The sequence below is a fragment of the Bacillus sp. FSL R9-9497 genome (genome assembly GCF_038005805.1).
GTDB classification, from domain to species: domain Bacteria; phylum Bacillota; class Bacilli; order Bacillales; family Bacillaceae_G; genus Bacillus_A; species Bacillus_A cereus.
On the sequence record NZ_JBBOTY010000001.1, the window covers coordinates 1,439,122 to 1,451,048 of the forward strand.

An 11,927-nucleotide genomic window follows, 5' to 3' on the forward strand; every position below is an offset into this window, starting at 1 on the left:
GAGGGTGCTGTGAAGAAATGAAATTATATACAAAAACAGGAGATAAAGGAACGACAAGTGTAATAGGTGGCAGGGTTGATAAAGATGATATCCGTGTGGAAGCGTATGGAACAATAGACGAGGCAAATTCTCATATTGGATATGCAATGACTAAGGTTCAAGGCGGGGCTTTTAGAGATATTTACAATGAGCTCGAAAATATTCAACATGAACTATTTGATTGCGGAGGAGACTTGGCAATAGTGGAACAAAAAATTCCTTATAAAGTGACAATTGAGATGGTTGAAAGTTTAGAAAGAAAGATTGATTTATATATAGAAGAAGCCCCGCCATTAGAACGCTTTATTTTGCCAGGTGGTAGCGAGGCGGCGGCTACTATTCATATTGCACGTACTGTTGTAAGGAGAGCAGAACGCTCTATAGTATCATTGCAAAAAGAAGTGAAAATAAATGAAGTTGTCTTAAAGTATGTAAATAGATTATCTGATTATTTGTTTGCGATAGCTCGAGTAATAAATGCCCGATTACAAGTGAAAGATGTGGAGTATAACCGTAGTGCATTAGTTTTTCGTGATAAGAAAGAGAAGGAAGTGGAGTAATTCACTTTCTTTTTTTGTATACTTTTTTCTGTAATATACCAAAATAGAGAAGGTATGGTGGTAATTAGAAAACGGAGGATGTATATGAAAGTTTTAAAATGCGGCGTCATGTTATTGAGTATACTGTTTGTATCTCAATTACATGTTTATGCAGAAGAAAATCGATGGACATGGCCTGTTGAAGGTCAGATAAGTGATTATTTTGGGACAAGGCATGGAAAACACTATGGTATTGATGTAGCTGCGCCGATTGGAACGCCTGTGGCAGCTATTCAAGATGGTAGGGTAACGAAGTCTTATTATTCAAGTAGTTATGGAAATGTTGTATTTATTAAACACGGAGAATATGAGGCTGTATATGCACATTTAAATAAGAGATATGTGGGGCAAGGAGATTATATTTCCAAAGGAGAAAAAATTGGAGAAGTAGGGAACACGGGAGAATCGCGAGGTGCACACTTACATCTAGAACTTCATCAAGGAAGATGGACGATGGCGAAAAAGAATGCGATGAACCCATTGCTTGTTTTAAATGAACAAAGAAATGAAGTTGTTTCTTCATCATTATATGTCGTACAAAAAGGGGATACTTTAGTTAGTATTGCACGGAAATTTAGTATGACACTTAAGGAAATTAAAGAAAAAAATGGATTGCAGCAAGAGCTAATTTATCCTAATCAACAATTATATGTTAAGTGAAGGAAACATCTCAAAAATTAAACTTTGAACAAATTTATGTTCTTCTTAAATAAGGTTCAATGTAAATGAAATTATATGGGCGCTTTTGCTAGAACTATTGAGTGAATCAGAGCATCTATATCTAAAAGAAAACCGTCCCAAAATTTATTTTGGGACGGCTTCTTTTACCAAAAAATAAAGACACATATAAATCCAGAAATAGCTAAATAGCTATATAAGTAAAAAACTTTTGTTCTTGTTTTCTCTTTTGTTCGAAACAGTACGATAGTCGGTTCAATTAAACCGATTGTCAAACAAAGTAGGCCAAGAAGCATACAACCAATCGAAATAGAATACAGGGCGATTTGTGGTGCTTGAAATGGAATCATCCATTTTAATGAAAATGCAATAAGTGCAGTGTAACAAATACTACCGATGTATTTATTCAGTGGTGTATTAGAACGAAAACCAGGAAGTTTTTTTAAGAAAGAGCGGGAAACAACTTCTGTTTGTAAAGATGTATGCTCTTCAATAATTTTTTGAGCTTCTTTTCCTTTTTGAAAAAGAGATAAGATCCAATTTCGCTCACCCTGAAAAATAAATTGAGAAGTTGTCAAATAGTGATCAATCTTCACTTTATTCCAACTCTTCCACGGATGACGCTCACACAATTTTAATTTACTTTCTGTTTTTTTATCATACTGATAAATACTGATGCCATCTTCATCGAAAGTAGCATAGTATGTCTCGTTTGAGAATGTGCCTAAATCAATTGGGCAATAGAAAAGTAATTCTTTTTTTAAGTAAAAGTATTCTTTTCTTAAGTTTTTTTTCATTGCTTCTCGAATAGAATGTCTCTTGTCTTTTTTCATGACATTTCCTCCATAACTCAGAAAATGTTCTTATCTTAACAATTCAATATCTTATCACTTTTAATTATATATGACTAGGTAATTCAAAAGAGAAATGCCGAATAATAAAAAATATGGATTGTATTGTAAAATATCTCGCAATTTATTTTTTGTTACGAAAAATAAATAACTAATTTTAAATAAGTTACAATTTTTTAGTTCACAATGTTATGAGGTTGTTGTATAATGAAGGGGAAAATAGAATATCGGTCTATCTTCGGGGCAGGGTGAAAATCCCGACCGGCGGTGATGAACTATTTATGATTTTGTTCTAAGCCCGCGAGCCGTTAAGGCAGGATTTGGTGTGATTCCAAAGCCGACAGTATAGTCTGGATGGGAGAAGATGGAGGTTCAAGCGTTCAAAAAAGATATGGATTTGAACGTCTGTTTGATGTGCCTTAAATTCTCCCTTTGTGTAAAACACAAAGGGTTTTTTCGTTCTATGAAAAAATAGGCATAGCAGAACCTTTCCACTTTCCATGAGATGATCGATGGAAAAGGAGAGAGAAAGATGAAACAAAAAAACAGTGTAGTGCAGATGGTGAGTGTAGCGATGCTAAGTAGTATTGCATATTTACTAATGATGTTAGACTTCCCGTTCCCAGGGCTTCCGCCATTTTTGAAAATTGATTTTAGTGATGTACCAGCTCTAATTGCAGCAATTATCTTTGGACCAGTAGCAGGAGTGATTGTAGAGGCGATAAAGAACATTTTACATTACGGGATTCAAGGAAGTTTAACGGGAGTACCAGTTGGAGAAATTGCAAACTTTATTGCAGGATGTTTATTTATTGGACCAGCAGCTTTCTTATTTAGAAAGTATCGTACTGTGAAGAGTTTAACTACAGGATTAATGCTAGGGACAATTACAATGGCACTTATTATGAGTGTATTAAACTACATCATCATATTCCCGGCTTACACTTGGTTTTTAAATTCACCGGCTATGTCTAGCGAAGCTATAAGAACAACGGTTGTAACGGCAATCTTACCATTTAATTTAATTAAAGGGATTGTTGTAACAATTGTATTTGTAGCATTATTCTCACGCCTGAAAGTATGGGTGTTTGCAAAAATGAAAAATGCATAATATATATTAAAACCATTAGTAGTGTGAAACTACTAATGGTTTTTTATTAAGGAAAATAAAATTTAGATACAAAAAATGCCCCTCATCAATATGAGGGGCATTTTTTGAAGTTAATAAAAGACTATTCGAATTTTAAAGCGTCTCCGTCGAATGATTCGTCAGCAACTTTAATTGAGTCAGTTGGACAGCCTTCGAATGCATCCATCATATCTTCAATTAATACATCTGGAATTTCAACGATACCTTGGTTATCATCTAATGTTACAAATGCAATACCTTCATCATCATAGTCATAAATGTCTGGTGCAGCAGCGCCACAAGCACCACATGCAATACAAGTATCTTTATCAACGATTGTATATTTTGCCATCTTTTTTCCCTCCTGATAATATGTATGTGAAAAGCTCGCCATAAAAATTATAACCTTATTGTAAAACGGTTTGTAAAACTTTTCAACATAAAATTATAATGATAATGCTTATCAATTAGAGTGTCAACTTATTTTTGAATTATGTCATAAGATTTTCAAAATACGTAAATATGATTTCGTTTGATACAATAGAATATATACAAGTATATAGTTCTTATATGATAAGTTTAATGAGCGAAAGTAGATAGTGTAATTGTACTGAAAAGAATGAAGTTAAGATTGGAAGGTGGAAGCGGTCATGCAAATACAATATACTTTGTTGCATTGTTTAAAACAATTGAATGGTGAAAGAACCGTTTCTTCTATTTATTATTTACTAAAGGGCAAACGTTCTTCGCAAACTTTACAAGATGGAAATATGTTCCGAATTTCTTTTTTGTTCGGAATATACAAATCATTGAATAGAAATGACTATGATGGTGAAGTTGCAAAGTTGTTGCAAGCGAATTTTATTCAAGAAATACATGAAAATACATATGTGTTAACACCTACGGGTAAAATGCAGTTACATAAATGGGAGGAAGTCTATGCTTTTCCGGCGCATTTGCATGGTTTACATTATGGTGAATTAGGTGAAACATTTTGGAAAAGATTATCATTAATTATTCAAACTATATCAAATTTACAACAGAATAATACGAAGTTTATCCCAATTCAGCAAGATACAGAAATAATGATGTGGGTGAAACGTTTTCTAACAGGAATACCATATAAGAGAAGTGAGTTGGCGAGAAAACTATGGACGGAAGTACATAATCTTTTAGAAAAGAGCAATACGATAGAAGCGACGATTGTAACATATCGACTAACGGGTTATGAACGTATTGGTTGTACATTGCAACAATTAGCAGAAATTACGAAACAAGATATATTCAGAGTGTATTTTTTATTTTGGGGTACAATGCATTTCTTTATACAAGAAGTTCGTGATAAAGAAAATGAATTTCCACTATTAGCTGAAATTATATCTTATCCAAATGAGAGAGCCGAATTATTTAGTTTATCGACGAAAAAAACATATAATTTTTGGAGACAAGGACGTTCTTTAGAAGAAATAGCGACGATTCGGAATTTAAAGGTTGCAACGATAGAAGATCATTTTGTTGAAATTGCTTTGCGAGAAAAAGATTTTTCTATTGAAATGTTTATGGAAAAAGAAAAGATAGACAAAGTAATAAAAGTAATTGAAGCATTGCAAACGCGGAAGTTACGTGTTTTGAAACAAGCGGTTGGAGAAGATATCTCTTATTTTGAAGTTCGTCTTGTATTAGCGCGGATGGAGGGTGTAAATGAAACTTGAAGAATATTTATATAAGTGGTTTGGATATTCTGAATTTCGTCCAGGTCAAAAAGGAGTTATTACAGATTTATTAGAAGGAAAAGATGTGATAGCAATGCTTCCGACTGGAAGAGGGAAATCTATGTGCTATCAGTTTCCGGGGCTTATGCGAGAAGGAACAGTGCTTGTTGTATCACCGTTATTATCTTTAATGGAAGATCAAGTAACACAATTAAAGTATGTTGTGAAAAACCGAGTAATAGCATTTAATAGTTTTCGGACATTAAATGAAAAAAGAGAAGCGATGAAAAAATTATCTTCATATAAATTTATTTTTGTTTCACCAGAGATGTTACAGTCGGAGTTATTAATTAGGGAATTGAAGAAAATTCATATTTCATTATTTGTTGTTGATGAGGCTCATTGTATTTCTCAATGGGGTTATGATTTTAGACCGGACTATAAAAAACTAAATGTAGTTATTGAAAATATTGGTTCTCCTACAGTATTAGCATTGACAGCCACAGCGACAAAAGGGGTACTGCAGGATATCGCAAATAGTTTAAATTTAAAGGGTGCCGCGGAACATGTATACTCTATTGACCGTCCTAATATTGCAATGGATGTGCAATTTGTAGAGACGATAGAAGAAAAGAAAGAGGCGCTTTTAGAGCAGGTGATGTATTTACAAGGGCCGGGGATTGTATATTGCTCAAGTAGAGCGTGGACAGAAAGGTTAACGGAATACTTGAGAGGAAAAGGTGTTACTGGTGTAGCTTTTTATCATGGTGGTATGGAACATGAAGAGCGTATGTTAATTCAACAGCAGTTTATGAACGATCAACTGCAACTTGTAATATGCACAAGTGCATTTGGTATGGGGGTAAATAAGGCGAATACGCGATATATTATTCATTTTCATTATCCAACTAATATAGCTTCTTACTTACAAGAAATCGGAAGAGCTGGAAGAGATGGCGAACCGAGTATAGCTATTTTATTATGTAGTCCGTTGGATCATGATTTACCAATTTCAATCATTGAGGATGAATTGCCAAGTAAGTCACAAATACAATTTTTATTTTCTTTACTACAAGAAAGAATGTTTCAAACGAAAGAATTACCAATAGAAGATGTAGAAGAAATTTGTTATAATGCAGCAAGATTTAATGAGCAATATTGGCGTTTCGTTCGTTATCATCTCGAACAGGTTGGAATTATACAACAACGAAGATTATTATTAGAAGGTTTGTCAGATGAAATCATGAACCGATTAATAGCTGAAGTAGAACTAAGGTTGCGTAATAAATATAGTGAGCTAGAAAATATGAAGTCATGGATACAAGTTAAAGGATGTAGACGTGAATATGTGCTGCAACAGTTCGGTTATAGGAAAGAGCAAGAGTTAATTAATTGCTGCGATTATTGCGGTATTACAAAAGAAGATTATAAAAAAAGACGAGCGCAACAATCGGATTTCGACTATAATTGGGAAACAGAGTTACAAAAGCTTTTCGGCCTAGAAAAGATGGAGGAATGATGAACATTCAAAGGCATAATGTTGAAGATATGAGTCCGCAGGAAATAAGGCTGAATCTATATATAACACAGTTAATTATTATCGGTATTGGCTGTTTACTGGCATATATATTATTTCAAGATGTAAAAGAAGTCTTTAATTTATGGAAGTGGGAACCAGTATCTATACTTATTATAGGTGGTTTGTTAGCGATTGGTATTGTGTTATTAGATTATGTTGCAATGCGAGTGTTTCCGGAGTCTTGGTTTGATGATGGTGGTATTAACGATAAGATGTTTCGAGGAATGTCCGTTCTGCATTTACTCGTTATTACGTTCTTAATTGGTTTTGCAGAAGAATTTTTATTTAGAGGTGTAGTACAGACTCATTTTGGAATTGTAATTGCGAGCTTCGTATTTGCAGTGTTACATATTCGTTATATAACAAAGCCATTTTTGTTTTGTTTCGTCTGTTTCATTAGTTTTGTCTTTGGTTATGTATTTGAATGGACAGGAAATTTGTTTATAACAATCTTTGCACACTTTCTTGTTGATTTTATAATGGGACTCCAATTAAGAAAATAAATGGAAGGTGGTGGTGAACAACATGAGGAAACGAATTCCTGATTTTGAAGAGGAATTAGAAGTTGAGCGAGTGGAAGAAAAAGAAAGTTTACCGCCGCGTAGTGAAATTCATAGAAATAAAGAAAAAAAACAAAAGTTTAAAATAAATCACATTTTCGTCCGGGTTTTAACATTTCTATTCATTCTGCTGCCAATTAGTATTTTGTGGTATACGGATAAATATATTCAGGTGAAGGGTGATAGTAATAATGCCGGAAAAAGTGCGTTTGAAGTAATCTTCTTTGATTCAGCTAAATCTGAGTCACAGAAACATTCTGAAAAAGTAATAACGCATACTGTGAAAGAGGGAGAAACTTTAGAAAGTATAGCGAAGCAATATTTTTCAGATGGAAATGGAATTGAAGTAATTAAAAAGTATAATAACTTGCAAGAAGATGAAGTGAGTGCAGGTCAAGAATTAAAAATTCCGATAAAAGATAAGTCCACAAAGCAAGAAAGCTAGTGAGTTAAGCGATCACAGTTTGTTATAAAAGCCTAGGATTATCTTTATGAGGAGGGGAGTCAAAAATATGATATGGATTATATTATTCAGTACTCTCATAGGCATGGGGATTTTATTGCTTCTTGTGATGTATAAAGAAGCGATGCGTAATACGGTGTTGGAACATACTTTAGTATTTAAAGAATTTCCGAAAAGTTTTCAAAAAGTAAATGTGTTTTTTATTTCTGATATTCATAGAAGAGTCATTTCGAATTTGTTAATTGAGCAAGTAAAAGGAAAAGTAGATCTCGTAATTATCGGAGGAGATTTAGCGGAGAAAGGTGTCTCTTTATCAAAAATCTCTGCGAATATTCAAAAGTTAAGAGAGATAGCTCCTGTATATTTTGTGTGGGGAAACAATGATTATGAGATAGAATATCATGAATTAGATGCGTTATTATTAGAAAATAACGTAAAAGTTTTAGATAATACAAGAGTGGTATTTGAGTCTGAATTAGGCGAGAAAATTTGTTTGCTCGGTATAGATGATGTTGGATTGCACCGTGATCGTCTAGATTTGGCATTGGCGGATTGTAAAGAAGATGGTTTTCGTATCCTAGTTAGTCACAACCCTGATATAATAAAAAAAATGTCTGGAAATGAACAGATTTCACTTGTCTTAAGTGGACATACGCATGGAGGGCAAATCCGATTATTCCCATCTAAAAAATATTTAAAAGGTGGCGTATATAACCATTTAAATACGATTCTCTTTGTTAGTAATGGGTATGGAACAACATTGATACCACTTCGTTTCCGAGCACCTGCTCAAACACACATCATTACATTGTGCGGAGGGAAATGATGCCAACTCTTAATGGGAAATACAATATAAAAGCCGTTTCGAATATAATTGGAGTTCAGCCGAGTACGCTTCGTGCATGGGAAAGACGATATCAAATTATTGCCCCAAAGCGGAATCAAGCTGGGCATCGTTTATATACAGAAGAGCATATTCAAATTTTAAAATGGTTAATGGAAAAAGTTTCTTCCGGTATGATGATTGGACAAGCAGTTCAATTATTAGAAGAGAATCGTTTGCAGAGTACAGTTCAAAAAGAGATACATTTCGATAAAGAAGTTGTTTTAGTGGACGATTTGCTACAAGCTTTGTTAAAATTTGATGAAATTACAATTGCTGCATTATTAAACGAAGCTTTTAGTATATATTCAACAGAGAAGGTTGTTGCCAGTATTGTTCTTCGAGTGACAGACAAATTATTAACGTCAAAAAATAATAATGAGATTTCAATGGTGCAATTTCAATATGCACTATCATTTTTACAAACGCGTCTAGGGATGGTGTATCACAATGCCTCAATGTTTTCCTCTTTACACAAAGTTATTGTGTTAGAAAAGGATGCATTGAAAGGATTTATTTTTTCAACTTATTTACGCTTAAAAGGATATGAGGCGATATATATTAGGACAAGCTTAGCTGAAGATGGTATGTTATCAGCGGTAGAGGAAATACAGCCGAAATATGTATTTGTATCTTTTGCTGACGAACAAGAAATGAAAAAGACGATGAACTTTATAAATTTATTACAAGAAAAAAGGGAATCTCTTTCAGTTGGATTTATCGGAAAGCTAGGCGTTCTAAACCAGTTGGACATTGAAACAATCTTAATTGGTGATACGAAAGAAGAATGGGATGGATGGTTAAAAATGTCGGAATAGTTGTTCGAAAAGAACCATCTATTTTCTATTTCATATAATAAAAATTAGATGCATTGGTTACGTAGGGAGGGTATGAGATGAGGCTGGAACGATTAAATTACAATAAGATAAAAATTTTTCTAACATTTGATGATTTATCTGAACGAGGATTAACGAAAGAAGATTTATGGAGAAATGCACCGAAAGTACAGCAATTATTTCGTGATATGATGCAAGAAGCAAATAAGGAATTAGGGTTTGAAGCAGATGGTCCGATTGCAGTTGAAGTGTTTTCTCTACAAGCACAAGGAATGGTTGTAATTGTAACGAAAGAAAATCAAGAAATGGATACAGATGATGAGTTCCGTGACGAGTTTATTGAAATGCAAGTGACTCTAGATGAAAGTGAGCATATATTATATGAGTTTGCTACGCTAGATGACGTAATTAACCTGTCGAATCGCTTATATAACCTTGGTGTAACTGGCGGAAAGCTATATACGTGGGATGAGCGCTTCTATCTTTGGGTGGAAGAAGAGGAACAAATTCAATTGTTAAAGGCGGATTTTATAGCTATTTTAGCGGAATACGGTAATCCGTCTACAGCAACCATTTATCGCATCATGGAGTACGGTAAAGAATTAATGGATGTTAACGCAATAGAGCAAATACACAATTACTTTGTGAAAAAACAAAACCTCAGCTAATACAACATAGCTGAGGTTTTGTTTTTATTTGGAGAAGGGAAGGGATGATTGTAAATACTCGAACATACTTTTTGAAAATAAAATATGCAGTTTTATAGGAGTGTGGTTGATGAAAATAAAAAACATTTAAATATTTAAGTATTTTACTTTTCTAAAAGTAATAAAAGGACTATAATAATAGTGAAAACGCTTGCAACAGAAAATAGTTTGTATATATTTGTTAGCGTTTTCTATTGCATTCCAAATTTAAGGGTGTATACTAGGCAATGAAGGTTTACTAAACAAGTGAAATTACAGGGGGTTTACTTACTATGGTAGCCGAAAAGGGAACTCAAACAAAAACACAACAACAAAGGGAACAACATTTTGAACTATTGAATTCAACACAAATTGTTATTAGTGAAGCGTTAGAAAAATTGGGTTATCCAAACGAAGTATATGAATTATTAAAAGAACCAATTCGTATGATGACAGTGAAAATACCAGTTCGTATGGATGACGGGACTGTTAAAATATTTACAGGATATCGTGCACAACATAATGATGCTGTTGGTCCAACGAAAGGTGGGATTCGCTTCCATCCGAATGTAACAGAAAATGAAGTGAAAGCACTTTCAATCTGGATGAGTTTAAAATGTGGTATTGTTGATTTACCATATGGTGGAGGTAAGGGTGGAATTATTTGTGATCCACGTGAAATGTCATTCCGTGAGTTAGAAAGATTAAGCCGCGGTTATGTACGAGCAATTAGCCAAATCGTAGGACCGACGAAAGATATTCCAGCTCCAGATGTATTCACAAACTCTCAAATTATGGCATGGATGATGGATGAGTATAGCCGTATTGATGAATTTAATTCACCAGGATTTATTACAGGTAAACCGCTTGTATTAGGTGGATCACATGGACGTGAAACAGCAACAGCGAAAGGTGTAACAATTTGTATTCGCGAAGCTGCGAAAAAACGTGGCATTGATATTAAGGGTGCACGCGTTGTTGTTCAAGGATTCGGTAATGCTGGTAGCTTCTTAGCTAAATTTATGCATGATGCAGGTGCGAAAGTTATTGCAATCTCAGATGCTTACGGCGCGTTACATGATCCAAATGGATTAGATATTGATTATTTATTAGACCGTCGTGATAGCTTCGGTACAGTAACAAAGCTATTTAACAATACAATTTCAAACAAAGAATTGTTAGAACTTGATTGCGATATTTTAGTTCCAGCTGCAATTGAGAACCAAATTACAGAAGAAAATGCTAATGATATTAAAGCGAAAATCGTTGTTGAAGCTGCAAATGGTCCAACAACATTAGAAGCGACTAAAATTTTAACAGATCGCGGAATTTTACTTGTTCCAGACGTGTTAGCAAGTGCTGGTGGTGTAACAGTATCTTACTTTGAGTGGGTACAAAATAACCAAGGTTACTACTGGACTGAAGAAGAAGTAGAACAACGTTTAGAAAAAGTAATGGTAAGATCATTTGATTCTATTTATGAAACAGCACAAGTTCGTAAAGTGAACATGCGCTTAGCGGCGTACATGGTTGGTGTTCGTAAAATGGCTGAAGCAAGCCGCTTCAGAGGTTGGGTATAAAATATTATATCTTGAGAAAACGTGATTTCCTTTCGAGGGAATCACGTTTTTTTGTTGAAGTATTAAATGAGGTGTTGTATATGGAGAATAAAATGCTGGAGCGAGTAGAACAATTAGAAGAAAAGGTTAAGAGGTTAGAGGGAGAACTCGCAAGAACGATGAAAGCTCGAAAAATAAGTACCATTCGGATGTTCGGGGAAGGGCTACTGTTTCTGATATTTGGTGTGGTTGTAGTAGGGCCGATTATTGCCGTTGTAATCTCAATTTTTACTTGGCTTGCTGAAAAATAAAATAAAAATAAAAAAGAACGCTTGTTCTATACGAACAAACGT

The 11,927-nt window shown here is 34.1% G+C and carries 14 protein-coding genes and 1 riboswitch; of the genes, 12 read left to right on the top strand and 2 right to left on the bottom strand.

Annotated features, from left to right (window positions below; genetic code table 11):
* Positions 1 to 17 precede the first annotated feature (17 nt).
* The gene (locus tag MKY21_RS07495) at positions 18 to 599 is read left to right on the top strand and encodes a cob(I)yrinic acid a,c-diamide adenosyltransferase (protein WP_000781277.1); all 582 of its coding nucleotides are present in this window, start codon (positions 18 to 20) and stop codon (positions 597 to 599) included.
* Positions 600 to 683: 84 nt separating this feature from the next.
* On the top strand, positions 684 to 1,298 hold the full coding sequence (locus MKY21_RS07500; RefSeq protein WP_000866120.1) for a peptidoglycan DD-metalloendopeptidase family protein: 615 nt from the start codon (positions 684 to 686) through the stop codon (positions 1,296 to 1,298).
* Positions 1,299 to 1,462: 164 nt separating this feature from the next.
* On the opposite strand, the gene MKY21_RS07505 is transcribed toward MKY21_RS07500, so the two are convergent.
* Positions 1,463 to 2,149 (bottom strand): hypothetical protein, encoded by a 687-nt coding sequence (locus MKY21_RS07505; RefSeq protein ID WP_016117483.1) that lies wholly within the window; start codon positions 2,147 to 2,149, stop codon positions 1,463 to 1,465.
* 248 nt (positions 2,150 to 2,397) lie between these two features.
* Positions 2,398 to 2,537, top strand: a riboswitch (FMN riboswitch).
* Positions 2,538 to 2,699: 162 nt separating this feature from the next.
* On the opposite strand from MKY21_RS07505, the gene MKY21_RS07510 reads away from it, so the two are divergent.
* Complete coding sequence (locus MKY21_RS07510) at positions 2,700 to 3,278, top strand: ECF transporter S component (protein WP_000810856.1); 579 nt, start codon at positions 2,700 to 2,702, stop codon at positions 3,276 to 3,278.
* Between the two features lie 121 nt (positions 3,279 to 3,399).
* On the opposite strand, the gene MKY21_RS07515 is transcribed toward MKY21_RS07510, so the two are convergent.
* On the bottom strand, positions 3,400 to 3,648 hold the full coding sequence (locus MKY21_RS07515; RefSeq protein WP_001151993.1) for a ferredoxin: 249 nt from the start codon (positions 3,646 to 3,648) through the stop codon (positions 3,400 to 3,402).
* Positions 3,649 to 3,946: 298 nt separating this feature from the next.
* On the opposite strand from MKY21_RS07515, the gene MKY21_RS07520 reads away from it, so the two are divergent.
* The 9 genes from MKY21_RS07520 (at position 3,947) to MKY21_RS07560 (ending at position 11,885) form a co-directional block, all read left to right on the top strand.
* Positions 3,947 to 5,008: a helix-turn-helix domain-containing protein gene (locus tag MKY21_RS07520; protein WP_001167008.1), complete on the top strand. Its 1,062-nt coding sequence runs from the start codon at positions 3,947 to 3,949 to the stop codon at positions 5,006 to 5,008.
* A complete protein-coding gene (gene recQ, locus MKY21_RS07525) occupies positions 4,998 to 6,527 on the top strand; it encodes an ATP-dependent DNA helicase RecQ (RefSeq protein WP_016117484.1) in 1,530 nt (509 codons plus the stop codon). Before MKY21_RS07520 ends, recQ begins: the two co-directional genes overlap by 11 nt.
* Positions 6,527 to 7,090, top strand: a complete 564-nt coding sequence (locus MKY21_RS07530) for a CPBP family intramembrane glutamic endopeptidase (protein WP_001025780.1) — start codon at positions 6,527 to 6,529, stop codon at positions 7,088 to 7,090. Before recQ ends, MKY21_RS07530 begins: the two co-directional genes overlap by 1 nt.
* Positions 7,091 to 7,112: 22 nt before the next feature.
* Positions 7,113 to 7,592, top strand: a complete 480-nt coding sequence (locus tag MKY21_RS07535; RefSeq protein WP_001231553.1) for a LysM peptidoglycan-binding domain-containing protein — start codon at positions 7,113 to 7,115, stop codon at positions 7,590 to 7,592.
* A 67-nt stretch (positions 7,593 to 7,659) separates the two neighbouring features.
* Positions 7,660 to 8,436: a metallophosphoesterase gene (locus MKY21_RS07540; RefSeq protein WP_000637796.1), complete on the top strand. Its 777-nt coding sequence runs from the start codon at positions 7,660 to 7,662 to the stop codon at positions 8,434 to 8,436.
* A complete protein-coding gene (locus MKY21_RS07545; RefSeq protein WP_001142651.1) occupies positions 8,436 to 9,311 on the top strand; it encodes a MerR family transcriptional regulator in 876 nt (291 codons plus the stop codon). Before MKY21_RS07540 ends, MKY21_RS07545 begins: the two co-directional genes overlap by 1 nt.
* A 77-nt stretch (positions 9,312 to 9,388) precedes the next feature.
* Complete coding sequence (locus MKY21_RS07550; protein WP_001235402.1) at positions 9,389 to 9,997, top strand: genetic competence negative regulator; 609 nt, start codon at positions 9,389 to 9,391, stop codon at positions 9,995 to 9,997.
* Positions 9,998 to 10,308: 311 nt separating this feature from the next.
* On the top strand, positions 10,309 to 11,595 hold the full coding sequence (gene gudB / locus MKY21_RS07555; protein ID WP_000225173.1) for an NAD-specific glutamate dehydrogenase: 1,287 nt from the start codon (positions 10,309 to 10,311) through the stop codon (positions 11,593 to 11,595).
* 80 nt (positions 11,596 to 11,675) lie between these two features.
* On the top strand, positions 11,676 to 11,885 hold the full coding sequence (locus tag MKY21_RS07560) for a hypothetical protein (RefSeq protein ID WP_000428473.1): 210 nt from the start codon (positions 11,676 to 11,678) through the stop codon (positions 11,883 to 11,885).
* The last annotated feature ends 42 nt before the right edge of the window (positions 11,886 to 11,927 follow it).

What these genes read in the sequence shown, in the direction of transcription:
- MKY21_RS07530 (WP_001025780.1), top strand. Translation starts at nt 6,527, where the DNA reads ATGAACATTCAAAGGCATAATGTTGAAGATATGAGTCCGCAGGAAATA.
- MKY21_RS07520 (WP_001167008.1), top strand. Translation starts at nt 3,947, where the DNA reads ATGCAAATACAATATACTTTGTTGCATTGTTTAAAACAATTGAATGGT.
- MKY21_RS07535 (WP_001231553.1), top strand. Translation starts at nt 7,113, where the DNA reads ATGAGGAAACGAATTCCTGATTTTGAAGAGGAATTAGAAGTTGAGCGA.
- MKY21_RS07500 (WP_000866120.1), top strand. Translation starts at nt 684, where the DNA reads ATGAAAGTTTTAAAATGCGGCGTCATGTTATTGAGTATACTGTTTGTA.
- MKY21_RS07510 (WP_000810856.1), top strand. Translation starts at nt 2,700, where the DNA reads ATGAAACAAAAAAACAGTGTAGTGCAGATGGTGAGTGTAGCGATGCTA.
- gudB (WP_000225173.1), top strand. Translation starts at nt 10,309, where the DNA reads ATGGTAGCCGAAAAGGGAACTCAAACAAAAACACAACAACAAAGGGAA.
- recQ (WP_016117484.1), top strand. Translation starts at nt 4,998, where the DNA reads ATGAAACTTGAAGAATATTTATATAAGTGGTTTGGATATTCTGAATTT.
- MKY21_RS07505 (WP_016117483.1), bottom strand. Translation starts at nt 2,149, where the DNA reads ATGAAAAAAGACAAGAGACATTCTATTCGAGAAGCAATGAAAAAAAAC.
- MKY21_RS07560 (WP_000428473.1), top strand. Translation starts at nt 11,676, where the DNA reads ATGGAGAATAAAATGCTGGAGCGAGTAGAACAATTAGAAGAAAAGGTT.
- MKY21_RS07495 (WP_000781277.1), top strand. Translation starts at nt 18, where the DNA reads ATGAAATTATATACAAAAACAGGAGATAAAGGAACGACAAGTGTAATA.
- MKY21_RS07515 (WP_001151993.1), bottom strand. Translation starts at nt 3,648, where the DNA reads ATGGCAAAATATACAATCGTTGATAAAGATACTTGTATTGCATGTGGT.
- MKY21_RS07545 (WP_001142651.1), top strand. Translation starts at nt 8,436, where the DNA reads ATGCCAACTCTTAATGGGAAATACAATATAAAAGCCGTTTCGAATATA.
- MKY21_RS07540 (WP_000637796.1), top strand. Translation starts at nt 7,660, where the DNA reads ATGATATGGATTATATTATTCAGTACTCTCATAGGCATGGGGATTTTA.
- MKY21_RS07550 (WP_001235402.1), top strand. Translation starts at nt 9,389, where the DNA reads ATGAGGCTGGAACGATTAAATTACAATAAGATAAAAATTTTTCTAACA.